Genomic DNA, 26,354 nt, shown 5'->3' on the forward strand with positions numbered 1-26,354 from the left:
TTACTTTTTACCACTTCCATTATGCCCTTATTACTGACTTTTATTGCTATCCTTACCCTGATAGCCCTCATTGCCTGGCTCAAAATCGACACTTTCATTTCGTTTTTACTCGTTTCGATCGGACTTGGTCTGGCAAGCGGCCTGGATGTGGATACGGTCAGCAAAGCCATTCAAAAAGGTGTTGGCGGGACTTTGGGGGATCTCGTCCTGATAGTTGGTTTTGGAGCAATGCTTGGAAAAATGGTTGCCGATAGCGGGGCGGCGCAAAGAATCACCGATGCGCTGATAGGTCTCTTCGGGAAAAAATACATTCAATGGGGAATGGCGCTAGCCGGTTTTGTGATTGGAATCCCTCTTTTCTACAATGCCGGTTTTGTCATCGTCATTCCTTTGATTTTTATGATCAGCGCCACGGCGCGTCTTCCGCTATTATATGTGGGAGTTCCTATGCTTTCGGCCTTGTCGGTGGCGCATGGTTACCTGCCGCCTCACCCCTCGCCTGCCGCAATAGCCAGCCAGCTGAATGCGGACCTGGGACAAACACTATTATATGGGATCATTGTTTCGATTCCCGCAATCGCTGTGGCCGGACCGCTTTTCGGCAGCACGCTGAAACGTTTTCAGCCCAAACCGGATGAGGATCTTTTCAACGTAAAACCCCGTCCCACTGCTGAGCTGCCTGGCTTGGGAATAAGCATCGTAACTGCTTTGCTTCCTGTGTTTCTGTTGACAACTATGTCGGGCGTTAAACGCATGTATCCTGACAACAGGATTATTGGCTTGCTCGCAGAGCCTTATTTTGGCATGTTAATCTCCGTGTTATTTGCTGCTTATGTGCTGGGAATCCGCCGGGGATTAAACATGAAAAATGTTAGTAAATCCATGGAGGAAGCATTTAAAGGCGTTTCTGTGATTTTGCTGATCATTGCCGGAGCCGGTGTTTTCAAAGAGATCATGACCGCCAGTGGTGTAAGCACATTCATAGCGGAAAGTTTGAAAGGCGTGGACATTTCGCCATTATTACTAAGCTGGGGAATTGCTGCGATTATCCGGGTTTGTGTGGGTTCGGCAACTGTCGCCGGGCTTACAACCGTGGGCATACTTTCACCGCTTCTTGTCACGTCTGATGTATCTCCCGAACTGCTGGTATTATCCATTGGCTCAGGCAGTTTAATGTTCTCGCACCTGAACGACGGCGGCTTCTGGCTGTTTAAAGAATACTTTAATCTAAGCATCAAAGACACGCTGCTGACCTGGTCGGTTATGGAAACAATTGTGTCCGTAATGGGATTGCTGGGCGTTTTAGTACTAAATTTGTTCGTATAATAACATTCACTCATTCACTCGTCGCCTTGGCGATCCGGTCACTCATTAATAAAAATATGGACAATACGCCTGAATCAAACTTCGCCGCCTTAGGTCTTAATCTTCCTCCCGCTCCAAAACCGCTTGGCGTTTACAAGCCGCTTTTGATTGTTGACAAACGTTGGGTTTATGTTTCAGGTCATGGAACTGTGCAGGATGACGGAACATTGATTAAAGGAAGAATCGGCAAAGATATGGACGCGGACGCAGGCAAACTGGCAGCCCGTCAGGTGGGATTAACGATCCTTTCTACATTGAAAGCAAATTTGGGAAGCCTTAACAGGATCAAAAGAGTTATAAAAGTACTAGGCATGGTGAACTGCACGCCTGATTTTGAAAAACACCCTTTCATCATCAACGGATGCAGCGAACTCTTCGCAAAAATCTGGGGCGAAGAAAACGGCATCGGCGTAAGAAGCGCAGTGGGAATGGGAAGCTTGCCGGATAATATTCCGGTGGAAATCGAGGTAATGTTTGAGCTTGAAGAGAAATAATATGTGGTTTCAGCTAAAAAATCCCGAGCAAATCATCTCCCCTTCACTCCTCTTCTACAAGGAGCGCATAGAAAATAACATCCGCGGAATGGTCAGCATTGCCGGTGATGCCGACAGACTTATTCCGCATGTAAAAACCCACAAATCCGGTGAAATTGTAAAGATGCAACTGGCGCTGGGAATCAATAAATTCAAATGTGCTACGATTGCGGAGGCCGAAATGCTGGCTGACGCAGGAGCGAAATGGATTTTGCTGGCTTACCAGATGGTAGGCCCCAACATTGAGCGATTACTGGCGCTGCGCAACAAATTTACCGATGTCACATTCGGTTCGCTGGTTGACAATGAAAAATCAGCTGATGATCTTAATGAATCAGGCATAACTAATGGAGTCAGTTTCAGTGTTTTTATTGACGTTAATAACGGCATGAACCGCTCCGGACACGTCACAGATGTGACATTGCTTTCCCTATATCGTTACATTTCAGGACTCTCTAACGTTTCGTTCACCGGCGTCCATGTTTATGACGGACATTTGCGAGATCCTGAATTTACGGACAGAAAACTCGCTGTGGATGAAGCATTTGATAAAGTTCTGCCGCTTTTTGACCTCATCAAAAATCACACAGGAACCAGCCCGATGATCATTGCGGGCGGCTCGCCTTCTTTCACCGTTCACGCTATGCGGCCCGACGTTTTTTTGAGCCCGGGTACAAATGTGCTCTGGGACTGGGGGTATGGCGACCGGTTTGACGGCCAACCCTTCCAGCATGCAGCATTGGTGCTCACACGCGTTGTTTCCAAGCCAACAACCGGCATTGTCACAATCGACCTTGGCCATAAGGCCATTGCACCGGAAAGTCCGATTGAAAATCGCTTCAAATTACTTAATCTGCCCAGCTACACCTTAATCGGACAGAGTGAAGAACATGGCGTTTTGCAGGTTACACAGGACGTTTGGGATGCTACACAGATCGGCGATGTGCTCTATGCCCTCCCCTTTCACGTCTGCCCGACCGTCGCGCTGCACGATTTTGCTTCCATTATTGAAAACGGCGAGGTGACCGAAGAGTGGAAAATAGTGGCCCGTAACAGACGACTAACTATTTAGTTTTAAATTCCTAAACAACGTAAAATGTTTATTTTTGATGCCCACCTGGACCTTTCCATGAATGCTGTGGAATGGAACCGGGACCTTACCCAGGACCTGAATGCCATCAGGCAACGTGAAGCAAACCTGACTGATAAGCCAGATCGAGGTAAAGGCGTAGTTAGTTTTCCTGAAATGCGCAAAGGCAACATTGGTATGTGCGTAGCTACGCAGATAGCCCGTTTTGTTAAACCAGACAGCAAGATTCCGGGTTGGCATTCCCAGGCGCAGGCATGGGCGCAAACGCAGGCGCAAATTGCCTGGTATAAAGCCATGGAAGAGGCCGGAGAAATGGTGCAGATTGTTGACCTACCGGGTTTGCACAAACATTTGGAGCTTTGGAAAAACGCTGCATCCACCGAAAATCTGCCCATTGGATACATTCTGAGTCTGGAAGGAGCGGATTCTTTTATTAGTCTTAAAAACCTTGAAATAGCTTATCAATACGGTCTGCGCGCGATCGGTCCAGCGCATTACGGGCCTGGCGTTTATGCTTATGGCACAGATTCGGATCAGGCATTGTCTCAAAAAGGCAAAGATCTGCTTCGCGAAATGGAGAAGCTGAACATTATTTTGGATGCCACCCATTTGTGCGATACGGCGTTCTGGGAGGCGCTGGATATTTTCAAAGGACCCGTTTGGGCCAGTCATAATTTGGTCCGGAAAATAACGCCGCATAACCGGCAGTTTTCCGATGAAATGATCAGGGAATTGCTTGAAAGAAATGCAGTAATCGGAATGGCATTTGATGCGTGGATGATGGTTCCCGGCTGGGTCCGCGGCAAGTCTACGCCCGAAAGCATGGGATTGAAAATCGAACATGTTGCAGAACATATTGATCACATTTGCCAGTTGGCAGGAAATGCATTGCATGTTGGGATAGGTTCTGACCTGGACGGCGCTTATGGAAAAGAGCAGTCGCCGATGGATCTGGACTCTATTGCGGACCTACAATCCATAACAGGTATTTTGTCTGCGCGAGGTTACTCGGCAACCGATATTGAACAAATTATGTGGCGTAACTGGGTTGATTTTCTGGGCCGTAGCTGGAAATAGTACGCTTAGGAAAAATCTAATAAAATCTTAATATTCCAATAATATTTTTTACCAAAAAGCTTCGCACCTTGCATCAGGGTTGCGAAGCTTTTTTGTTTTCAATTTTAAGAGAAATTAACATTTGTCTATTTGGAATTATTTTAAATAAGCACCATCTTTGATAAAAATAGCTGGGACAGATCCCGGCAACTGACCGGACTTCATTAAAGGCTATCCTTCATAATAATTGATCAACATGCGTAATACATATAAAATCTCATTTCGAACAAAGATAAAAAACAACAAATCCTTCCAGCGATTGCACGATTGCCTGAAACAACTAAATGTTAAACACTGGGCCTACGACTTCCAGGATTTGTTGCTGACCCTTACCTCCGAGCTATCTGATTTTTCCAAAATTCAGGCAGTTTTACGTTCAGCCGGTTACGTTTGCCACTTTGTGAAGCTTGAAAATCTGAGTGAGCCGAAAGGCCTTTCGTTAAGCTAAATTTTAAACCGCTTTTTCGCGGATCAAATTCCGCTTTGCTTGCTGCATATGCCGCTCATTATGAGCGATCAGGAACTGAAACACATCTCCAAGCCGAAGCTTTATCAGCTTGGAGATGGATATCGGGATTTTAATTTTATTCAGATCTTTTTTGCGGGCTTGCCTCAAATAACTCATTAAAAGCTCCTGCTGCCGAAGAAATTCGCCAACTACTTTCGCTGCATCCCGATCCGAAGCCGGAATGTGGCCTTTCATTGCTTTATACTTCTTTTTTCCGGTTTTGGGGTCCATCATTTTTGTGAAATAAGCGCCAAACCAGGAGCTCGTGAATGCCAAAGAGTTCGCGTCTTCTGAATCCAGCAGTTTCTTTTCAATGTGAGGTAAATAAAAGTCGCCATAACTGTTAAGGTGATCGAGACATTGCGCGACGCTCCAACCGCCCGCCGCGGACGGCATATTGAGAAAATCGTTGCTTCTGTTTTGAAATAAGGCAATGGTATCAGCAATATGTGCTTCTACTCTGTCTTCCAGGGTTTTCAGGAGTTCTGCTTTGTTTACAGGATTCATTTTGCTTGCGTTTTTTGTAATGCAAAAGTGAGAACCGCGCGACAATAAATGTTTGGTAAAAACCAACATTTCAAATTTTGATCTTATTGACCAGCTTGCTGAAATTGGTGGCATCTATGCCCAGATAGTTCGCGAGATACTTGTGCGGAACGAGCTGCAATATATGCGGGCTGCGGCGAAGCAGGTTGCGGAATTTTTCTTCCGAGGAGAAGCATTGCACTTCCACCAGCCTTTCCAATATACCCGAGAGCGTCTGTGTAACGCCAAGTCGCACCATATCGGCGATCGCGGGTCGGTGCGACATTAATGCTTGCAATTCCTGATTAGGTGCACGCAGAAATTCGGACGGTGTAAGCGTTTCAAAATAGTATCTCGATGGCTGACCTAATAGCAGCGAATCCACCACGCCGCCGAAAGAGGGCGGATACATAAATGCCAGCGTCGCTTCCCGGTCCTGATCATCCAGATAGTAAACGCGCTGGATGCCTTTTGTTACGAAATACAAATAACTCTCTGTTTGCGCGGCAGGCGTAACAACTTCCTTACGCCCCGCCGAATACGGTTTCCAAATGCCCGCAAATGCAGACCAATCCTCATCACTCAGTGGCCTGACCGATTCGATGAGTTTTTGAAGCTGACGCAGCTCGTTTTGCATATCCTCTTATTCCCCAATGGATGAAACCATGAAGTTAAGAAAATGAAAAACTTCTTCCTGACTTCTGATGTGGTTTCTGGCGGCTGAGAGGTCGTCCCCGATCTTGATCGTGTAAGCGGTTTCGGGCAATGCTTCGAACATATCTTCGTCCGTTGTGTCATCGCCGATTGCCAGCACGAAATCATAGTTTCCGTTTTCAACGAAAGCCCGGGATGCGGTTCCTTTGTTAAATGCGGTCTTTTTAACTTCGACAACTTTGCTACCATCGATAACCTGCAAATTCAACTCGGGCTGGATATAGTTTTTGAGCTGCCAGAGCAACTCCTGTGCACGACGCTGCGCGTATTCTTTTTCGTCGGCAGTCCGGTAATGCCAGGCGAGTGAAGTTTCTTTTTCCTCTACAAAAGCGCCTGGGCACCTTTTGGCATAAATATCCATAATAGGCCGGATGCTTTCTTTCCAGTTTTCTTCATAACTCTCATTCAGGATCCATTCGTCGCTTCCCGTTGTGCGGATAAGCGCCCCATGTTCGGCAATGATATGAACAGGAAGATCCCTGAAAAGATTATCCAGAAAATATCGGTCACGCCCGCTAATGATAATAACGGTGTCCCTTTTTGCAATTTCGAGGATCAATTTCTTGACATCTTCGGAAACAATCGCCTTTGCGGGATCCGGCACAATCGGCGCCAGCGTTCCGTCGTAATCAAAAAACAAAATTCGGTTGGTTGCGGTTGCATAAGCATGACGGATTGCGTCGATGCCCTTATTGGTAAGAAACACCTGTCTCAGGCGTTCATGTTCTTGTTCAAGCATGGTCATTTGTGTAAAAAAATCTTCGGTCCACGCGAAAACGTCATAATCTTTGATCCGTTCACGCATGGCATCCATCCGTTTTGTCTGCTCTTCTTCCGGCATCTCAAAAGCATTCTTAATCGCGTCAGCAATGTCCTGAATATCCAACGGGTTAATGATCAGCGCCTCGCCAAGTTCAGCGGCCGCGCCGGCCATTTCACTTAATATCAAAACTCCCTTCCGATCTTTTCGGCTCGCTACATATTCCTTGCAAACCAGGTTCATCCCGTCCCGCACAGGGGTGATCAATGCAACGTCGCTCGCGGTGTACATTCCTACCAGTTCATGATAAGGCATGGAGCGATATTGATAAATGATCGGTTGCCAGTAAATGTTGCCGTAGTCTGCGTTAATCCGACCCACAGTCTGGTCGATCTCGGATTTCATTTGCTGATATTGCTCAATAGTATCCCTTGAAGGAACTACAACCATTACAAAAGAAACCTTTTCATGCCACTCAGGATATCGTTCCAGGAACCGCTGAAAACCACGCAGCCGGTGAATAATGCCTTTGGAATAATCCAGCCGGTCGACTGAAAAAATGATTTTCTGGTTCAGGGACTGCCTCGCTTCATTTCTTGCGTCTGCGACCATAGGATCGTCGTAGGCATCATTAAATTTGTCAAAGTCAACGCTGATCGGAAAGGAATCGACCTTTACGATCCGGTTGCTCATATTAATGTAATGCAGCTTATTTCCATAACCCGACACGAGACGTGCTGCTTTGAGAAAATACTCTACGTAATCATTGGTATGAAACCCGACAACGTCCGCACCCAATATCCCATCCACAATAGCTTTCCGCCAGGTAACCGGCAGCAAACGGAATAATTCAAATGATGGAAATGGAATGTGGAAGAAAAACCCAATCTTGTTGTCCGGATATTTCTGACGGATCATGTCAGGCAAGAGCATGAGCTGATAATCCTGAACCCAGACCACGTCGCCGGGCTGAATGATCTCATCTATTTTATCAAAAAACAGCTTGTTAGCGATCTTGTAAGCTTCGAAGTAATCGTCGTCAAACCGCGCAAGTGAAGGGAAATAATGGCACAGCGGCCAAATCAGGTTGTTGCAGAAGCCTTCGTAATAATTCTCATTGACATCCTCCGGAATAAAGACCGGATGTGCCTGAAATTCATCATTGGCAAGCGACTGTCCTTCCAGTTCCTCCCTTGTATTTTCAGAAAAGCCGATCCACTGTATTTTTTCATTTGAACTAAAAACAGGGCCATTTTTATTCTTTACCAGTGACAGCACGGCCGAAACGAGGCCTCCTGAATTTTGGAATAATTGTGCCTGATCGTTTTCCCGAATGATCTTAAATGGCAATCGATAGGCTACAATAACTAATCTTCCAGTGCTTTTTTGTTGTTTTAAATTTTCCATAGAACCCTAATAAAACTAAAAAACCTATGCCAAGCACCATTTTCGGCCCATTGAAAATCAAAAATTTGATGTCGTCGGGATTTGTATTAGCTTAGTGGCTGCAACCTCTTTCATCATTTTATCGGAACCGATTTATCGTGGCACCAGCTGTTAACAGTTGAGATGCAAGCAAATAATTTTGCTGTTTTCCATGAATTAAAGTGATGGCTGAACACAAATACAGGTGTGAAAACCTTAGATTAGTCTTGGACTACAATTGTGTAACCGCAGATTAATACTGTGCCACTCTCTTGTTGTGGGTTGCGGGCGGTCAGCAATGGCCGCCATTTTTTGCCTAACCCTCTTACCTATTTTAAATGAAACGCATTTTCAGTCGATGTTTCATTGCCCTATGTCTCCTTATTTCAGCGCTTTCCGCCGAGGCCCAGTTTAACAACATTATAAATAAAACCCACGCTGAACGTTACACAAACTTACGCCAGATCATTGACGTGGCCATTAACAGCGGTAAATGGGCTGATGGCTTTCAATCTCTGAAAACCTTGAAACAGGTTGCGATCAAGCACCATGACGACGATTTAGTTTTGGAAGCCGAGCTAATGTGGATCATGCTCGACCGGGAAGCACATAAGGAAGCGAAAAAGAAGCACATCCTTGCTTTGAAAGCGCTGATCGCCAGGTCGCAGAAAGAAGGAAATATGCAGATCTACATTCGTTCACGACGATTTCTTGCACATTTCTATTGGTATGAAACCAAAAACTACGAGCGCGCATTTGAGGAATATCTTGCAATACATCCGCTATTAAGGAAAATTTCGGAAAAGGATTTTCCTGAGAAAGCTTATTTCCTCTCCCAGATCGGCGAAGCATATTATTTCTTTTCGGATTATACCAATGCGATCAATTTCTCACGCGAAGCATTGATGGTCGATGTGATCCCGGATCACCGCGGGGTGCATAACCTGGCCATGAACACTATTAGCCTGAGTTATATGAAAACGGATATGCTCAATTCCGCAGATGTGTATTCCAAAAAGATATTGCAAAATGTTGGCATCGGCGATTATGCTGTCTGGAAAGGCATCGCGCAAGGAAACCTCGGGCGAACAGCTTACCTCCGCGGAAAATATACCGAAGCAGTTCCGCTTTTGGAAGCTTGTATTGAGAGAGCTGTCATTATATCGGACCATACCCAGGCTGCGGCGGCGCTAACCCTGCTCTCGGACATTTACTTCCGGCAAAACAACATCAGCAAGGCAGAAAAAACCATTCACGAAGCCAGGAAATATGTTGGCCTTTCCAGAATAAAGCAGCCACTAGAACTGCTTTACCAGGTTTTCGGGAAGGTTAATGCGGCAAAAGGCAATTTTGCCCTCACCAACATTTATCTGGATTCAGCTACAATTACGCACAATGCCTTTGAAAAGGACTTCAATTCGATGCAAATGCTGCGGGCAAGTGAAAGATCGCAATTACAGGCACACCGGTCTGATATGGAACGCGTTGCGGCAGAAAAGCAGATCAAAACACTGGAACGTAATATCCTGCTGACGCTTGTGCTGCTGCTGCTCATGGTGGCCTTATATTTTTACAAAACCTATTACTACAAATCGCGCGAAAAGCAGCGGATTATCAATGATCAGCTGAAAAAAGCCGAGCAGGAACTCACCTTCGCAACGATCCAGCTCGAAGAATTTACGAGAAGCATTTCTGAAAAAAACCTTCTGGTGGAAGAGCTAAGTGTCCGTTATGGCATAAATGAGAGCGAGGAAACGGTGCTGGAATTGCAAAAGATCACCATCCTTACCGACGAACAATGGGAATATTTCAGAAGCCTTTTTGAAAAAATCCACGTAGGTTATTTAGCGAGGTTGAGGACAAAACTGCCCGGCCTCACCCCTGCCGAAACCCGGTTCATGGCCCTGGCCAAACTCAATCTCACCTACAAAGAAATGGCAAGTACGCTCGGAATTTCTGTCCAGAGTGTCCGCGTGATCCGTCACAGGATCCGTAAAAAACTCAATCTCCCGGAAGATGCCGATTTGAAAGATGTGGTGTCTACAATCTGACGGAATAGTGCAAAAATTTCGTTCGATCGTAACTATCAAGCTATCAAGCGATTTCAAATTGGAATGTTTTTGGAATGCCCCTATTTGATGACTGAGCAGAGATATTTCTACATTTGAATCGTTAGACATCTTCTTTGTGAAATCCATGCGACTGGTTAAGTACAAGTATTTCTTTTTGCAATCTTTCCTGCTTATTCTCTTATTGATCCTTTCAGTTTGCCGGTGGCACAGCGGACAAGTGGGAAACGCCCAGAAAAAATCTCGGATGCACCAAGTGATGTCTCAACAACTTAGCGCACGCTAAGCCCTCCTCATCTTATTTTACAAAAGCACCAGCAATAGAACCGCGTTCCTCTTGCTGGTGCTTTTTAATTTTTATTGAAACTTGCTCAATATTTAAAACTCAGGTTCCAAAACCGCCTCTTCTTTTGCCACGTGCTCAATGGACGGCGGCAAAAGCTTATACATGACAGGCGTTACCAGCCTGGATAGCAATGTTGAGCTGATCAATCCACCAATCAGGACCAGTGCAAGCGGTGAGTAAAGTGCGCTATATTCGATCACAAGCGGTAATAACCCGCCAATTGCTGTCATGGAAGTCAGCAATATGGGTACAAACCGTATTTCCCCTGCCTCAATAATCGCTTCTTCAATTCCCATTCCCTGCGCGCGCAACTGGTTGGTAAAATCGACCACTAGCAAGGAATTTTTCACTTCAATCCCGACCAACGCAATGAAACCGATCGTAGCCGTAAATGAAAGCGTTTCGCCTGTCAGAAAAAGCATAGCCAGACCGCCAACAATGCCTAGCGGGATCACAGAAAGCACGATCAGGATGCTTTTAAATGTTTTGAATTCAAGAATTAAAACGCCCAGGAAGCCAAATATGGTCACCAGAATGATCAAGCCGAGGCCGCCGAAGCTTTCTTCCTGGCTCTCCTTTTCACCTGCAACCGTAAATGTCTGGCCTTTTTCAAACTTAAACTGGCCTAACTTGGCAGTGATATCCTCATTCATGCGCTGCACATTATAACCCGGCTTTACAAAGGACGAAACGGTCACGTAACGATCCTTATCGTAGTGGCGAATCTGGTTTGGTGAGCTTTCGAACGCAATGGTTGCCACGTTTTTCAAAGGAATGTTGGCACCGGATGCAGACGTCACATATAATTTATCAAAAACACCATAATCCTGGATCGCTGCATTCCGCGACACAGAAACATTCACATTGTAATTATCCGCCTTTCCAACATCCTCCCGATAAGTCGCAACATTCAGTCCTGCTGCGCCTAACCGTACTGTACGATCAATGTCAGCCGACGAAATGCCCAGCGTTCCGGCCTTCTGCTTGTTTATGTTCACTTTCAGGTCCGTGGGCTGCACTTGCAAAGGATTGTTGACGTAAATTGTGCCTTCCGTTTTGCTCAGCATATCGGCGACCCTGAAAGCTGTTTTACGCAGGTCGTCCAGATTTTCGCCGTAAATGCGGTAAGCCAGCGGCGCTTCGATCAATGGTCCCTGCTCAAAATCCTTCACCTTAATCTCTGCTCCCGGATAACGCTCCAATTTCTTCCTCAACCGCTCGATAACCTCCACTTTTTCTTCGGTTTCAAGCCCCTCAACCTGCACGAAGATCTCGGCAAAATTCTCACTTTCGTTGCGCTGGATTACATTATAATAAACTCTTGGATTTCCTTTTCCAACATTGGTCGCGAAGGAAGTGATTAAAGGTTCCTCTTTCAAAATCCCTTCCACATAGCGAGTAACCTGATTTGTTTTTTTCAAATTCGTACCCTGCGGCGTTTCAATGTCGATCAGGAACATGGGCTTTTCTGATTTTGGAAATAAGCTGTTACCAATCAACGGAACAAGCGCCAGTGAGCCCGCAAAGATCAAACCTGCCAGCACCAATGTTGTAGCAGGCCACTTTAATGCCTTGTCCAGGAGACTTCCGTAGGTTTTGTGAATGCCTTTCTTCATGCCGCGAAGCAAAAAGTTACCCTCCGCGCTTGCATGTTTTTTCAAAAGAATGCTGGATAAAAAAGGAACAATCGTCAGCGACACGAGCATCGATGCGAAAACTGTGGTAATTACGGAAAGAGGCAGACTCCTGATAAAATCCCCTGCTCCCTCAGGTAGGAAAACCAGCGGGAGAAAAGCAAAAATCAGTAAAATTGTGCAGCCTACGACCGCCATTCCGATCTGGGAAGAAGCTTTCACAGCTGCCTCGACCCGGCCATAGCCCATACGTAAATAGCGTTCAATGTTCTCCACAACCACAATGCTGTCGTCCACCAGGATCCCCAGTGCCACGATCATCCCCACAATGCTGAGCTGGTTAATGTTATAACCCAGTAAATTCATCATTGTAAGCCCTATACTGAGCGAAAGCGGGATCGAGATCATCACCACAACCGACGCCCGGGATCCCAGCGGCAGCAACGTGAGCAAAACGAGCAGGATAGCAATGCCAAAATCCCTTGCGAAATGCGACAGACGATGGTCGACGCTTTTGGCCTGATCAAAAACTTTGACCAGCTCAATGTTCGCAGGAAGTTCCTTTTCAAAATTTGCAACAACGGGCAAAACCTGGTCCTGAACCGCGATAATGTTCTCGCCCTCTTTTTGACTAACATTCACAAAACTGCACCGGAACCCGTTCAACCTTGTAATGTGCGTCTCGTCCTCGTAACCCAGCTTTACATCCGCAACATCTTTGAGATACACTACTTTTCCTCCGGATGTAGAAACCACCGTATTCGCCACCTCGTCCAGCGTGCGGTAATTGCCGCTCGTTTTAATGTTCAGCTTTTTGGTTGCCATACTTATGCTGCCGCCGGGAATGTTGACATTCTCGCTCTGCAATGCACTGATGACCTGATTCTGTGTCAGCTTTTGCTGTGCGATCTTTTCAAGGTTCAGGCTGACATTCACCTGGCGTTCCGGAAAGCCGGCATAGTCCACCTTTTTCAAGGATTTGATCTTTTCAAGACGTTCCTTAAATTCCTTGGAATACCTTTTCAACTGCGCATAGGAGGCGTTTTCGCTGATGAGCGCATACTGATAAATGCTCACGTCGGAGGGAATCTGTTTGTTGATCCGAATGTCGTTAATGTCCGCCGGGAGGCTGTTTCTCAGGCTATTAATCTCACGCACAAGCTCCTGATACTTGTCGTCGGGATTAGAGCTGTATTTGTACTGCACCTGCATCACGGCAAGTCCGTCGCGAATGTCGGTGATCACGTGCTTCATGTCGTCGAGCTCGTTGATCTTTTTCTCCATGGGATCCACCACAAGCTGTTCCATGTCTTTGGGACTTGCGCCGGGATAAACGATCACGACCGTAAACTGGGGCGGATGAATGTCAGGGTCTTCGCTGCGCGGCATCGTAAAGAGCGAATACACGCCCAGCGCCAGCACAGCCATGAAAATCACCAGCGTAAACTGGTAATTTTTGACAGCAAATTCAGGTAATTTCATAACGTAGTGATTTGAATGTTACTGGACAATTTTAATCGCCGAACCATCTGCCAGATATGCCGAACCTTCCCGGATAATCTTTGCTCCCGCATCAACTCCTGAAAGAATGAAAGCCTTCTCCCCTTCCAGAAAAGCAATTTTGACCTGCTTTTTTAAAGCCTTACCGTTATCTGCCACAAACACAAATGCGCTGTCGCTCTCACCTTCGATCAATGCATCCATCGGCACCGAAATCATTTCTGTTTTCTGTTTTGGATAAATACTTACTTTGGCAAAAAGGCCGTTAGCCAGCTTTGCGGGCTGCTTATCCAGCCTGATTTCTGCCTGATACAGCCCCGAACCGGCGTCGCTGCCTTGGGAAAGTGTGGCTATGCTTCCTGAAAAAGTCTGCGGATAAGCATCAAAAACGATCTCCGCTTTTTCACCTCCCTTCAATTTTGTCCAGTCCTTATCCGTAAGGCCGCATTTGATTACCCAGTCCTTATTGCTTGTACTGCTTATGAAAAGCACGGGCGTGCCGCCTTCCACCTGTTCTCCCGCATTCTGCAGCTTTTGAATAACAACACCGTCAGTGGTCGCGTATATTTTGGCCTGCAAAAGATTGAAACGGACTATTTCCAATTGCTTTTCAGCAACATTCAGTGAAGTAAGGCTGTTTTCCAACTGCTCTTTGGTGTTCACACTGTCGCGAAACAGGTTTTGCGTGCGCTGGGCATCGCGCTTGGCTTTCAGGAAATTTTCTTCCGCCTGTGCCATTTGTGCGGCGATCTCTGTTGCATTCAGTGTTGCTAAAAGCTGCCCTCTCCGCACCCTATCTCCTTCTTTCACCAAAACTGCTTGTATAATCCCTCCGATCTTAAAGGAAAGATGTGCTTCGTTTTCGGAACCCAGCAAGCCCGAAGTTTGCACTGGCTGCGACTGTGTTAATGCCGCTGAACTGATAATTTTCACCGGAATGGTCGAGTCTGTTTCTTCAACCTTCTTTTCTTCTTTACACGCGCCCAAGGCTGCCAAAAGCAGAGCCAGGATGATGCTTGTTTTGATCGTTTTTTTCATGGCATTTTTAATTTGAAAATGAATAACTGGCCTGTGCACGCTCCAATTCGGCAGAACGCGTTTGCATAACCATATAAGAAATACTTTGCTGCAACTGATCACTTACGAGCCGGTTTTGCGCGTCTAGCAGCTCAATGTAAAGCAGTTGACCTTCGCGGTAGAGTTTTTGCTGATCCTGGTAATATTGCTGCGAAAGTGCAGTCTGGCTTTTTGAAGCCTGGAAAATGCGAATAGCTGCATTCAACTTATTGGAAGCGGTTTGCGATTGTAATTCCAACTGCTGCTCAACCTGGCTGAGCTGCTCACCGGTTGCTTTGCTGTCCATTAATGCCTGCCGGGTCCTGTATTGAACGCGGTTTCCAGCAAAAACACGCCAGTCCAGTGTCAATCCGAATAAATAGTAACGGGTGTCATTGTTGAAATTAAGAAAATCACCTTGCGAACCCAGGTCTATAAACGTTGCAAGTTTAGGCAGTGAGGATGCCTTTGCAAGCTGGCCTGACAGCGTATTGATTTTGGCTAATGATTCCAGTTTTAACAATTCTTCCCGTTTGCTAAATGCATTGGCCCCGGCAGTTGGCTCACTTTGAAGGGTTTCGCCCGTTTCAATTTTTGTGTCCAGTGGACTGTTTAATAGAAAGTTAAAATAAGCAGCCGCACTTTTGGACTGGTATTTAGCTTCTTCCAATCTTGCTTCCAGGCCGATCAATTCATTTTCCGACCTGCTGACCACCGTGCGGATTGCCTTGTCGTTACTTACCAGCACGCGGTTGAAGCGCAGATTTTCCCTTGCCAGGTTTACGGCACTTTCCAGGATGCGGATAGCCTCTTCCGATTGCAGGTAAGCATAGTAACCCAGCTTTATTTCCTTGACTAACTCCCGCTTATAAACATCATAATCAGCTTGTTGGAAATTAATCTGTTCCTTTCGGATCTTTGTATTAACCGCTATTTCCGGATTATACAGCGGCAGCGACGTCCTGAATTTGGCATCGTAATAATTGTTGGGATTAAAGGTCTGGTTCACATTCTCCACTTGCGGAAAGGCCGTTGAATTCGTAAGCTGGTTCAACGACGAATAAACCGGGTTCAGCAAATCGCCAATTGGAATGCTGATCTTCCTCCCCCCTCTCGAATCCAAATATGAAGTATTGAAATTGACCTCCGGCAAGAAATAGCTTTTGGCTTCCTTCAACGCATACAGGCTCTTCTGAAGAAGAAAATCCTGCTGCCGCAATCCCTGATTATTTTTCAGGCCCTGGCTAATGTACGCATCCAGAATGCGGTCTTGCGCAGAAAGCGGATTTGAAAAACTAAATAGTAAAGCTGCAAAAAGCAGTTTCCATCGCAGGCGGTCACGCCATCTACGCTCCCGTAAATGACGTTCATTTAGTAAACAGTGTTCATTCATGGCTAAATTTTTTTAAACTCTCAGATTTTCCAGAAAAAAATTGACGGAACTCTCCATCATTGTAAGCATCATGTCATCAGGCATTTCCATTACGGATAATCGTTCACGCACATACAAGGAAACCAATCCGTGGCCAAATGACCAGACGGAAATCGCAAGGACATATTTGTCCACCGGTTTGATCAAATTTGCGTCCAGGCACGCAGCGATCGTATCCAGCACATATTCAAAGGCACATTCCCCCGCATCCCATTTTTCCTCAGACTTGATCTGCGACAGCGGCGCGCGCATAATGAACATCAGATCGTAGTAATCGGGATTATCCATCGCAAACTTCACATAGGTTTTACAAACAGCAATCAATCTGTCAAACGGATTTTCGATCGCATCATGCTTCCGAAACTGCTTGTCCAGGATAGCGAAGGCATTTTCGTGGATGACGTAGAAAATTTCATCCTTGTCTTTAAAATAGAGATATATAGTGGCTGGGCTGTATTCAATGTCCTCCGCGATGGTCCGGATAGACGTTTTATCATATCCCTGCTTCAAAAACAGCTGTGTGGCCGAATCAATGATCAGATTGCGCATGTCCTGCCTCTCCCGCTCTTTTCGTTCCTTGATCGCCATGTTTCAGTGTTTTCGTCGTAAATATAATAAACAGTGTTTAGTAAAAAAGATTTATTCAAAAAAAATATTTTTTAACCTTCAAAACCTGCTGACATACGGCTGTCATAAGGCCCTGTTTCCTTTGTTGTGTTCAATAACAAAATCACTCAAAAACCTTTGACAATGGAAACCAACAACATCGCAAACGAGACAACCTTTTCTCCATCCCTGTTAAATGCTGACGCATTGCTCGAACACTGGCAGGGACACCGCCGGCTCACACGCAAGGCAATTGAGGCATTTCCGGAAGAACATTTTTACACTTTTTCGATTGGTGGCATGCGTACTTTTGCACAGTTGTCTATGGAAATTATCGGGCTTAGTGCGCCTGGCATTCGCGGCATTGCGTTTGGCGACTGGACTTTTGGTGAGCCTGCACTCGATCATTCTACCCCTGCACCGCCGACAAAGCAGGAAGTGCTGAACCTCTGGGACCTGGTGACTGAGTACATTGAAACATTATGGCCGCAAATCTCCACCGAACGCTTTCATCAAACCGAGGCTGCCTTTGGCATGTATCCCAACACCATCCTGAATACATTGTTGTACCTGATTGACAATGAAATACATCACCGCGCACAAGGATATGTTTACCTCCGCGCACTGGGTGTTGAGCCGCCTGCATTCTGGGAACGTTAAAATATATCTCTGTTAGCCATGAAATAGAACAGCGTTGCATTCACGTGATGCAGCGCTGTTTTTGTTGGAATGGTTTTGGTAGGATTATGAATAAGACTACATTTATCATTCAATCTATCCAACACTATATGAAGTTTCTGACACCAACAATCATTGCTGCATTCATCTTTACGGAAGCATTATTTGTTCAATCCCTCGCGCAGAAAATCGGTTCGCGACCTGCGCCGACAGGCAAAATCCCAACTTCGGGCCCGGGGCAACCTGCACGGCCATACAGCGAATATCAGCCTAAACCGACTGGTCAGATTCAGGGAGCAACGCAGGCGGCAGATCCGGGGGCCGTTACCAATCCGGTTCCGGTTGTCCAGGAAGGGCAAGTGCCAAAAGTAAATACTTCCCAGGATCCCATCACAATGCCTCAAAGATATCAGCCCGCAACGACACAGCCTGTTGAGCAGGTTATAGAAGTGGAGCAAACCACAACCCAAACACCGCAGCAAACGCAGCAGACAGGAACTACTACACAAACGCAAACAACCACGCAGACGCAAAACGGCACAACTACAACCCAGACAGCTCCGGTAACGCAGCCTGCATCGTCCACAACAACCACTACCACAAACAGAACGACAACAACGCCGACGACCCGGCAGAATGTTCCTCAGACACAGCCTGTTCAACGAACACAACCTGTTCAGCAAACGGCGCCCGTAAGAAGCGTTCCGTAAATACAGTTACCGCATTTCCCATGCATTATAATGGCACAATTCCACCCTTAAATTGTCCTGTAACACCACCTTGCATGATGGCTTGATGTAGTAATTTTGTATTGTCGGAGATGAACCTGCTTCATATTTGACACATCATCTTACTATTAGCCATGAAAACGTTTTATTCCATTTTAGTTAACTCCCTTGCCGCGACCCTGACGAACACATTCGTCTGGTTCGCGGTAACTTTTTGGGTATATCTTGAAACCAAATCCGTCATTGCCACATCGGTGATGGCTGGAATATACTTTGCAACCGTTGCGCTATCAGGCTTTTTTCTCGGCTCCATTGTAGACCGTTACAAGAAAAAGACTTCCATGATGATATCAGGCATTGCAACGCTTGTTCTATATGTGCTCGCGTTCCTTACATATGTGATCACCCCTGAGGCCGACTTCAAAAATCCAGCTAACATCAGTCTATGGATATTGATCGTACTTTGCCTTTTGGGTGCGATGGTGGGCAACATCCGAGCGATTGCCATTTCAACGGTTGTTACCATTCTAATTGAAGAAGATAAACGCGACAAGGCAAACGGCCTTGTAGGAACCGTAAATGGTGTATCGTTTCTGGTCGCGTCGATTTTCAGCGGACTGGTGATCGGTTTTATGGGTATGACCTGGATGCTCGGGCTTGCCGTGGCGTTAACGGTTGCCGTGCTGCTGCATTTGTTCACCATCCACATTCCGGAAAAGGAGATCGTGCAGACCGGTACGCACATGGAAAACATTGACATTAAAGGAACAATTGCGGTTGTAGGGCTTGTACCCGGGCTTTTCGGGCTTATTTTTTTCAACACTTTCAATAATTTCCTGGGTGGTGTGTTTATGTCGCTGATGGATGCCTACGGACTCTCGCTGGTTTCGGTGCAGGTCTGGGGTATTCTTTGGGGCGTTCTGAGCCTTGGGTTCATTGTAGGCGGACTGGTTGTGGCCAGGAAAGGACTTGGGAAAAAGCCGCTAAAAACCCTGTTCGTTTCTAACATTATCATGTGGACTATCTGTATTTTCTTTACGATTCAGGCCTCCATAGTTCTTCTGGCAGTTGGTATGTTCATTTATCTCTGTCTTATCCCTGTTGTTGAAGCAACGGAACAAACGATTCTGCAAAAGGTCATTCCGCATGAAAGACAAGGCCGTGTTTTTGGGTTTGCACAAAGCATTGAGCAGGCCGCGTCGCCCATAACAGCCTTTATGATAGGCCCGATCGCGAAGTTCATTTTTATTCCTTTCATGACAACAGGCGCTGGTGTTGAACTCATTGGCTCGTGGTTTGGAACCGGAACCGCGCGTGGCCTGGCACTTCTGTTTACAGTAACCGGTGTGATAGGGCTCATCGTGACCCTGATTGCAATGCAGTCGAAAGCCTATCACAAGCTTTCTCAGATATATAAAAAACCGGAACCCGCCTTTACAGAAGCCGACGCTATTCAAGCGGAGGGAGACATTTAATCATCAACAAAACCGAAAATTATGTTTAAAGAAACCAAAGCATTCAGCGGATTTTCAGTAGACAATCTGCAAAAAGCAAAAGAATTTTATGGGGGCGTTCTCAAAATAGATGTTTCCGAGATGGAGGAAATGGGCCTGCTCCAACTGCACATTGCAGGAAGCAATGATTTGATTATTTATGAAAAGCCAAATCATGCCCCTGCCACATTCACAGTCCTCAACTTTCCGGTCCCGGACATTGACCAGGCCGTAAAAGAACTTAAAGCGCTGGGTGTTAAATTTGAAAGTTATGATTTTCCGGAACTGAAAACGGATGCAGACAGCATTTCACGCGGAAACCCATCCATTGCCTGGTTTACAGATCCGGCAGGGAACATTCTATCCGTAATTCAGGAGTAACTTCATTGAAAAACATTGTCTTTTGGGGCCGGTTGTATAAGCCGGCTTGTAAAGTAATGCATTCCTAATTCCAAACTTTAACCACGATCCTTATGTCAACAACAAGCGAAAGCAAATTGTACGAGTTGATTGAACTGTACGATATGCAAACCACATTTTTCAAAAACGCGCTGGACGGCATTTCGGATGCTGACCGTCACAACCGATTAAATACCAAGGCAAACCACATTGCATGGCTGGCAGGAAGCGCCGTTGAGCAGCGGTATGATATGGCCAGACAATTTGGTCACAGCGAAAAGCAGCAGGGACACGATCTGTTCACAGAAAATAAAGGCATTCAGGACAATGCGACCTACCCGACCCTGGAAACTTACCGCACCGACTGGGAACGCATTTCTCCCGTGCTGCGCGATGCCCTTGCGAATGCAACGGACGAGCAGCTGGCCGTGAAAATTGATATGGGGCCCGGCGTTAGTTACACGGTAAAGGAAATGCTCGCATTTTCCTCATATAGGGAAGCGAATATCATTGGTCAGATCGCCTTATGGCGCCGCCTGCTGGGTTACGAGGGAATGAAATATATGTAAGTGCCGGTGATTTAAAATTGTTATCTTGAAGCGTTTTCGGCCCATTCTGAAACCTTCCGGATAACGATTTTAAATTCATGAAAACATCCATCTCCACACTGCTGAAATCACTGGCCGTTCTGCTCGGCTTTTGTGCAATCTTTTTTCTTCAATGTACCGAGAGCCATAAAACGTCCGATAACCTACAGCATTTGGCAGGCGATAGTGAAAGCATTCGCGGCAAAAGCATTTATCTTAATACACCTTACATTACTGCCGGCGACCGTGTTTATATGGTCGGTCATCAAAATGGCACATTTCCGGATATTGGCTGGCATGTTACCGGCGAAATGGGTGGGATCTGGGATCATCCGATTAAGCTGATGGACGGCTTTACTGCCTCGGTGACTGTGGGTGATCAATCTGCCTGCCTAACCAAAGCTGACACCTTTGTCAACTTCCCCTTTGCGAACAAACACATTTTCCCAACCGGCCTTCCCGGCCTTAAAGTCGAACGCTTTCAGTTCGTCCCTGACGGCAAAGAAGCGGTGGTGGTGGAATACACTTTCATCAACAATGGAAATGAAAAACTAGAAATTAAGTTTGATTTCAATGGTTACACAGATTTGAGGCCCGTTTGGCTGGGCGAAAAAACGAATATGATCGATGGCCCGGATGCGGCAACCTGGGATGAAGCTTCGCACAGCTGGATAGCAAAAGATAGTTTGAATGATTGGTTTGTTATGTTCGGAGCTCCCTTAGCGCCCGAGTCACATTTGGAAAAGACCATCACGTGTGAATACAAACCGCAGGGAAAAGGCATTTCAGCATCGCTTCAATATCAGTTGGAAATTAAGCCAAATGCATCCATAAGTCTTCCTATTACCATTTCCGGTTCTTATGAGTCAGAAAAAAATGCCCGGACCACATTTGCGGAAACACAAGCTAATGCCCCAAAGTTACTCCTTGCAAAAAAGGAAAGATACCAATCCATTGCCTCCAAAACGAAACTAACCATTCCTGATAAAAACCTGGAACAAGCATTTCGCTGGACAAAATACAACACCGACTGGCTGATTCGTGACGTTCCGGAAATAGGTCGTGGGCTTTCTGCCGGCGCTCCTGATTATCCGTGGTGGTTTGGCGCAGACAGCGAATATGCGTTGAAAGGGCTCATCGCAACCGGGCAGCCTGAGCTGGTTAAAAGCTCGGTGGATGTAGTTCACAAGCTTTCGGAGAAGGTAAATGGAAATGGCAGGATTATGCACGAAACATCGACTAACGGTGCGGTGTTCAATCCCGGCAACATTAACGAAACTCCGCAATTCACTTCACTCATTGCGCATGTGTATCGCTGGACGGGTGATAAGGAATTTCTAAAACGCTATTTTCCAACTGTAAAAAAAGGTCTCGATTGGCTTTTAAAAGAAAATGATAAGGACGAAAATCTGCTACCGGACGGGTTTGGTATGATGGAAATTCACGGTATGGACAGTGAAATGACAGACGTAGCTGCCTACACGCAAAAAGCATTCGCCGACGCTGCTGAAATGGCCGGTGAAATGGGTGACAGCAAATTAGCACAACATTATGCTTCCGTGGCCAGCCAGCTTCGTACGAAGATCAACAAAGCGTTTTGGGTGCCGGAAAGCAATTCGTACGCCGATTTTATCGGCACGCCAAAGCAGGCAATCAGCCTCATTAATGACGCCATTGTTCGGGCGGATACGCTCAAAAAGCCTTGGGCAGTAGAAGAGTTGAAAGCGGCAAAGGCGAAGATAACAGGTTCATCATTAAGCACTAAGCGCGGGTTTGTTGTACATCACAACTGGGTCGTAAACACGCCGATGGAAACCGGCATTGCAGATTCTTCAAAGGCATTGGCAGCATTGCAAACTGCATCCAGGTTTGTAAATCCGTTCGGCGCATTTGTGACCGGCATTGATCGGGACGAATCTGCTGGTCAGGACGAGAGTTCGGTTGCAGGCAATAATAAGGTTTTCACATACACAGGCGCAGTCATGACGCTCCCGACGGGTGTGTTGGCCATATCAGAAAACAATTACGGTCGGCCGGACGCAGCTTTAGGCTATCTCAAAAGGATGACCAAGTCTTTCAGTTTTGCACTGCCTGGCTCAATTTATGAGGTTTCACCGGATTATGGTATGATGGCCCAGGCCTGGAACGTGTACAGTTACGCCTACCCTATTGTGCAGCAATTCTTTGGTATACAACCCTTTGCATCAAAAAAGACCATCCGTATCCAACCGCAAATGCCAACAACCTGGAACGAGGCCAGCCTGGAAAATGTGATCGTGGGCGATAATGAATTTGATTACACATTCGGGCGTTCCGGAAAGAACCTCAGCCTGGATATAAGCCAAAATCAGGAAAACTGGAAGATAGTCGTTGCGTTTCCAAAAGGAAAATACAAAAACTGGCAAGTCAACGGAAAGACAGTTGCCGTGAAACCTGACGGAACATTTGATACGATTGAAATAAAAGGCAAAACAAACGTGATCAGCGTCGAAACCAACTGATCAGGCGCTGATCTGCGTTTTGTTGTATTTATTTCTGTACTCAATCGGCGACAAGCCCGTAATTTTTTTGAATGTGCTGCGAAAAGCTTTTGTATCCGTATAACCCACTTCGTACATCAGCTCTGTGACATTTTTTCGGCTTATCTCAAAACTTTTCTTCGCAGCCTCAATTTTCACCCGCTGAATGTATTCCACAACAGAATTGGAAGTGGCTTTCTTGAATCTCCGTTCAAAGCTCCTTCGCCCGATGGCAAACATTTCCGAAAGCTGATCCACCGTGATTTTATCCTGAAAACTCTTTTCGATAAACTCCTGGGCCTTTCTTACCTCCTCATCTTCATGCTCTTTCTGTCCCGTGAACATGATAAACGGCGACTGCGTATTGCGGTCAATTTCTATCATAAAAAATTTCGTCGTGTAGATGGCCATCTGGCGGTCAATGTATTTTTCGACGAGGTAAACCAGCAGGTTCCAGAAAGTGTTCGCGCCTCCGCTGGTGTAAACGCCGTTTTCGTCTGTAATGATGCGGTTGTCCATCAGGTTCACTTCCGGGAACATATTTTTGAAATCCGGAGCAGACATCCAGTGTGTTGTACAACTTTTGCCTTTCAACATTCCTGTGGCGGCCAGTAGGAATGCGCCCACACAAAGGCTGGCCACCTCCGCCCCTTTTTCGTGTTGATCGATGATCCAGGGAAAAAAGGTTTTATTCATTTCAATTACGCTTTCCCTATCACCATTCACTGCTGGAATAATGATCAGGTCGGTCTTTTCCAGTTCCTGGATCGTCAGGTCCGGCACAACCGTAAAAACGCCGCTATACTTCTGAGGATCAGCAGTCATACCCACCAGCTGCACAGCAAAAGCCGGCGGCCTGCCCATAGCAGCCAGAAAGTCATTGACAAACATAAAAAACTTGAAAGGCCCCTCAATAGTCCCAAGCGCCGCATCGCCCCTCGGAACAAGAACTGATATATGCTTCATGTTTCAAAAATAGATAAATAGTCTGTCGCATTCAACCCCCAAACTTGACATATTCACCCCCCGAGAGTTTGGAGAAAGACTTGTAGGTTTGTAACACCTTATTACATCTCCGGACTTAACCTTAAATCACATGAAAATCATCTTAACTATTCTCGCAGTCCTTGCCGGCATCATTGTCCTTTTGCTTATAGTGGCCCTATTTGTCAAAAAAGAATACGAAGTAAGAAGGGAAATTACGGTAAACAAACCCCGTTCGGAAGTTTTCAATTATATCAAATTTATCAAAAATCAGGATTTCTATAATAAATGGGTTATGGCCGATCCAAATATGAAGAAAACTTACGCCGGGGTGGACGGAACGGTTGGCTTTCGATACGCCTGGGACAGTAAGGATGGTAATGCAGGTCAGGGCGAAGAGGAAATTACCAATATTACGGAAGGTGAGAAAATCAATATCGAGATCCGGTTTGTCCGTCCTTTTGAGGGCATAGGACTGACAGAAATGACAACGAGCCCTGCTAACGGAGACCAAACCAGGGTAAGCTGGGGTATGAAGGGCGTTAGCAAATATCCGATGAACATTTCCAATCTTTTCATTGGCGGAATGCTAGGCAAAGACCTGGAAACCAGTTTGAACAACCTGAAAAATATTCTTGAAAAATAAATTCGTAAAACACTAGTCATCATTATAAACCAACAGCAACCATGGAAACTAAACTCATTAAAAAATCAATCGAAATCAATGCGCCGAAAGAGAATGTGTGGGAAGTCATGATCTCGAATGAGAAAAACAAAATCTGGTACAACGCTTTCAGTGAGGGAACGCAGGCAGAAACCGATTGGCAGGTGGGCAGCAAAGCCGTGTTTTCAGATGATTCAAAAAGCGGAATCGTTGGGGTAATCACCGTTAATAAGCCTGCGGAAGAGCTTGTGATTGAGTACACCGGCGTGCTTAATGATGGTGTCGAAAACTATGAAAACGAGGAAGCGCAAAGTGTAAAAGGTTTTCAGGAATTTTATTGGCTTAAAGAAGCAAACGGCGTTACTCAGCTGGATATGCAATGCGACATGGGCGTTGATTATTTCGAGATGATGTCGGATGCCTGGGACCATGCACTGCTCATTGTGAAGGAACTGGCCGAAACCGACACGAGCGCCAGTGCATTGCTAGACCAATTGGACAATACAACCAAAAATTTCCTGGAAGCAATTAATAAATTCGACGAAGAGGAAATCAACGAAGTTCCCTTCGAAGGAAGCTGGACTGCAGGACAGGTTGTCGAGCACATCTTGAAGTCAGAAAGTGGCTTACCTGGCTTGCTGTTAGGCGACTCTGCTGATACGGAGAGGCCTGTGGACGCGAACATTCCGGAGATCGAACACATTTTCCTGGACTTTTCTACCAAACTTAAAGCACCCGATTTCAATGTTCCGTCCAACGGACCGCATAACAAGGCTGAACTGATCGCAGCGTTCACGAAGGAGAGAGAGGAAATAAGAAAAGTGGCGGCGGAACATGATCTGACGCCAACAGCAACGGCTTTTGCTTTCCCTGGCGTCGGTGAACTTACGCGCTGGGAATGGCTCAACTTTGTGGTTTGCCACTCCAAGCGTCATATTCATCAATTGAAGAACATTCGCAAAAAACTAAGCGAAAAGGTAGCTGGATAAAACTTCAAAGATTAATAACTTGCGTACTCTTCATTTCAAAAGAGTCTTATTAATATGTTCCGAAAAATAATCCCTGCCCTGCTTTTCGTTTTTGCGAGCAGTTTCGCCTTTTCTCAGTCTGCATTGATGGACAAGAAAATCGCGCCTTTTCAAATAAAGCTTGCCAACGGGCAGCAGTATACTTCATCGCAGCTGGCAGCTGGCCCGGTGGTTTTGATTTACTTTTCACCTGATTGCGAGCATTGTCAGGATTTTACCAAAGACATGCTTAAAAATTACAGTGTGATCGCTAATAAGCAAGTTGTTATGGTAACATTCCAATCGATGGAAATGCTTAAACCATTTGTCAGCCAACACAAATTAAGCACTTACCCCAACATTAAAGTCGGGACGGAAGGTTATTCTTACACTGTTCAGCGCTATTACCAGATCAAATCGTTCCCTTACATCGCGATTTACAACAAAGCCGGAAAGCTCGTGCAGACATTTGAAGGCGAACAGCCGCATCAGACTATTTTTAATGCGTTGAAAAAAATCTGATCTGCCGCACTGCAGGATTTAAGGTTAAATCAAAATTCAATATTTGAACCGGCTCCCTTAAATGGCGGGCCGGTTATTTTTTTAATCATTATTC

23 protein-coding genes are annotated in these 26,354 nt (G+C 45.9%); 15 read left to right on the top strand and 8 right to left on the bottom strand.

Annotated elements, in window-relative coordinates; genetic code table 11:
• Positions 1 to 21 precede the first annotated feature (21 nt).
• The 5 genes from B5X68_RS12730 (at position 22) to B5X68_RS12750 (ending at position 4,552) form a co-directional block, all read left to right on the top strand.
• Positions 22 to 1,326, top strand: coding sequence for a gluconate:H+ symporter (locus tag B5X68_RS12730; RefSeq protein WP_082215042.1), 1,305 nt, complete (start codon positions 22 to 24; stop codon positions 1,324 to 1,326).
• Positions 1,327 to 1,382: 56 nt separating this feature from the next.
• A complete protein-coding gene (locus B5X68_RS12735; protein WP_082215043.1) occupies positions 1,383 to 1,859 on the top strand; it encodes a RidA family protein in 477 nt (158 codons plus the stop codon).
• A 1-nt stretch (position 1,860) separates the two neighbouring features.
• Positions 1,861 to 2,970: a D-TA family PLP-dependent enzyme gene (locus B5X68_RS12740; protein WP_082215044.1), complete on the top strand. Its 1,110-nt coding sequence runs from the start codon at positions 1,861 to 1,863 to the stop codon at positions 2,968 to 2,970.
• Positions 2,971 to 2,994: 24 nt separating this feature from the next.
• Positions 2,995 to 4,065 carry a dipeptidase gene (locus B5X68_RS12745; RefSeq protein WP_082215045.1) on the top strand — a complete coding sequence of 357 codons (1,071 nt, stop codon included), beginning with the start codon at positions 2,995 to 2,997 and terminating at the stop codon, positions 4,063 to 4,065.
• Positions 4,066 to 4,300: 235 nt separating this feature from the next.
• The gene (locus B5X68_RS12750; protein ID WP_082215046.1) at positions 4,301 to 4,552 is read left to right on the top strand and encodes a hypothetical protein; all 252 of its coding nucleotides are present in this window, start codon (positions 4,301 to 4,303) and stop codon (positions 4,550 to 4,552) included.
• Positions 4,553 to 4,555: 3 nt separating this feature from the next.
• Here the strand turns inward: B5X68_RS12750 and B5X68_RS12755 are convergent, their stop codons facing one another.
• From B5X68_RS12755 to B5X68_RS12765, 3 genes are all read right to left on the bottom strand, one after another.
• Positions 4,556 to 5,119 (bottom strand): DinB family protein, encoded by a 564-nt coding sequence (locus tag B5X68_RS12755; protein ID WP_082215348.1) that lies wholly within the window; start codon positions 5,117 to 5,119, stop codon positions 4,556 to 4,558.
• Between the two features lie 70 nt (positions 5,120 to 5,189).
• Complete coding sequence (locus tag B5X68_RS12760; RefSeq protein ID WP_082215047.1) at positions 5,190 to 5,774, bottom strand: Crp/Fnr family transcriptional regulator; 585 nt, start codon at positions 5,772 to 5,774, stop codon at positions 5,190 to 5,192.
• A 6-nt stretch (positions 5,775 to 5,780) separates the two neighbouring features.
• On the bottom strand, positions 5,781 to 8,018 hold the full coding sequence (locus B5X68_RS12765) for a bifunctional alpha,alpha-trehalose-phosphate synthase (UDP-forming)/trehalose-phosphatase (RefSeq protein WP_082215048.1): 2,238 nt from the start codon (positions 8,016 to 8,018) through the stop codon (positions 5,781 to 5,783).
• Positions 8,019 to 8,374: 356 nt separating this feature from the next.
• On the opposite strand from B5X68_RS12765, the gene B5X68_RS12770 reads away from it, so the two are divergent.
• Entirely contained in the window at positions 8,375 to 10,087 is a 1,713-nt protein-coding gene (locus B5X68_RS12770) for a tetratricopeptide repeat protein (protein ID WP_082215049.1), read from the top strand.
• A 396-nt stretch (positions 10,088 to 10,483) separates the two neighbouring features.
• Here B5X68_RS12770 and B5X68_RS12775 read toward each other — a convergent pair whose 3' ends face one another.
• The 4 genes from B5X68_RS12775 to B5X68_RS12790 are packed head-to-tail and all read right to left on the bottom strand — an operon-like array spanning position 10,484 to position 16,661.
• Entirely contained in the window at positions 10,484 to 13,567 is a 3,084-nt protein-coding gene (locus B5X68_RS12775) for an efflux RND transporter permease subunit (protein ID WP_082215050.1), read from the bottom strand.
• A gap of 18 nt (positions 13,568 to 13,585) precedes the next feature.
• Complete coding sequence (locus B5X68_RS12780) at positions 13,586 to 14,623, bottom strand: efflux RND transporter periplasmic adaptor subunit (protein WP_082215051.1); 1,038 nt, start codon at positions 14,621 to 14,623, stop codon at positions 13,586 to 13,588.
• A 7-nt stretch (positions 14,624 to 14,630) separates the two neighbouring features.
• Positions 14,631 to 16,034, bottom strand: coding sequence for a TolC family protein (locus B5X68_RS12785; protein WP_082215052.1), 1,404 nt, complete (start codon positions 16,032 to 16,034; stop codon positions 14,631 to 14,633).
• Positions 16,035 to 16,046: 12 nt separating this feature from the next.
• Entirely contained in the window at positions 16,047 to 16,661 is a 615-nt protein-coding gene (locus B5X68_RS12790; RefSeq protein ID WP_082215053.1) for a TetR/AcrR family transcriptional regulator, read from the bottom strand.
• 162 nt (positions 16,662 to 16,823) lie between these two features.
• Between B5X68_RS12790 and B5X68_RS12795 the strand changes: the two genes are divergently transcribed.
• From B5X68_RS12795 to B5X68_RS12820, 6 genes are all read left to right on the top strand, one after another.
• Positions 16,824 to 17,339: a DinB family protein gene (locus B5X68_RS12795; RefSeq protein ID WP_082215054.1), complete on the top strand. Its 516-nt coding sequence runs from the start codon at positions 16,824 to 16,826 to the stop codon at positions 17,337 to 17,339.
• Positions 17,340 to 17,467: 128 nt separating this feature from the next.
• Positions 17,468 to 18,067 (top strand): hypothetical protein, encoded by a 600-nt coding sequence (locus tag B5X68_RS12800; protein ID WP_082215055.1) that lies wholly within the window; start codon positions 17,468 to 17,470, stop codon positions 18,065 to 18,067.
• A gap of 152 nt (positions 18,068 to 18,219) precedes the next feature.
• A complete protein-coding gene (locus B5X68_RS12805) occupies positions 18,220 to 19,560 on the top strand; it encodes an MFS transporter (protein ID WP_082215056.1) in 1,341 nt (446 codons plus the stop codon).
• Between the two features lie 21 nt (positions 19,561 to 19,581).
• Positions 19,582 to 19,959, top strand: coding sequence for a VOC family protein (locus B5X68_RS12810; RefSeq protein ID WP_082215057.1), 378 nt, complete (start codon positions 19,582 to 19,584; stop codon positions 19,957 to 19,959).
• A gap of 92 nt (positions 19,960 to 20,051) precedes the next feature.
• Positions 20,052 to 20,546: a DinB family protein gene (locus B5X68_RS12815; protein ID WP_082215058.1), complete on the top strand. Its 495-nt coding sequence runs from the start codon at positions 20,052 to 20,054 to the stop codon at positions 20,544 to 20,546.
• 77 nt (positions 20,547 to 20,623) lie between these two features.
• Entirely contained in the window at positions 20,624 to 23,065 is a 2,442-nt protein-coding gene (locus B5X68_RS12820) for an alpha-L-rhamnosidase-related protein (RefSeq protein ID WP_082215059.1), read from the top strand.
• Here the strand turns inward: B5X68_RS12820 and B5X68_RS12825 are convergent, their stop codons facing one another.
• Positions 23,066 to 24,049 (bottom strand): GlxA family transcriptional regulator, encoded by a 984-nt coding sequence (locus B5X68_RS12825; protein ID WP_082215060.1) that lies wholly within the window; start codon positions 24,047 to 24,049, stop codon positions 23,066 to 23,068.
• Positions 24,050 to 24,179: 130 nt separating this feature from the next.
• On the opposite strand from B5X68_RS12825, the gene B5X68_RS12830 reads away from it, so the two are divergent.
• Genes B5X68_RS12830 through B5X68_RS12840 form a run of 3 tightly spaced genes read left to right on the top strand, consistent with a single transcriptional unit; the run spans position 24,180 to position 26,260 of the window.
• A complete protein-coding gene (locus B5X68_RS12830; protein ID WP_082215061.1) occupies positions 24,180 to 24,713 on the top strand; it encodes an SRPBCC family protein in 534 nt (177 codons plus the stop codon).
• A 41-nt stretch (positions 24,714 to 24,754) separates the two neighbouring features.
• Entirely contained in the window at positions 24,755 to 25,720 is a 966-nt protein-coding gene (locus B5X68_RS29200; RefSeq protein WP_229208384.1) for a DinB family protein, read from the top strand.
• A gap of 54 nt (positions 25,721 to 25,774) precedes the next feature.
• The gene (locus tag B5X68_RS12840) at positions 25,775 to 26,260 is read left to right on the top strand and encodes a TlpA family protein disulfide reductase (protein ID WP_082215062.1); all 486 of its coding nucleotides are present in this window, start codon (positions 25,775 to 25,777) and stop codon (positions 26,258 to 26,260) included.
• Positions 26,261 to 26,354 lie beyond the last annotated feature (94 nt).

Source organism: Dyadobacter psychrophilus, assembly GCF_900167945.1.
In the GTDB taxonomy this organism is placed as follows: Bacteria; Bacteroidota; Bacteroidia; order Cytophagales; family Spirosomataceae; genus Dyadobacter; species Dyadobacter psychrophilus.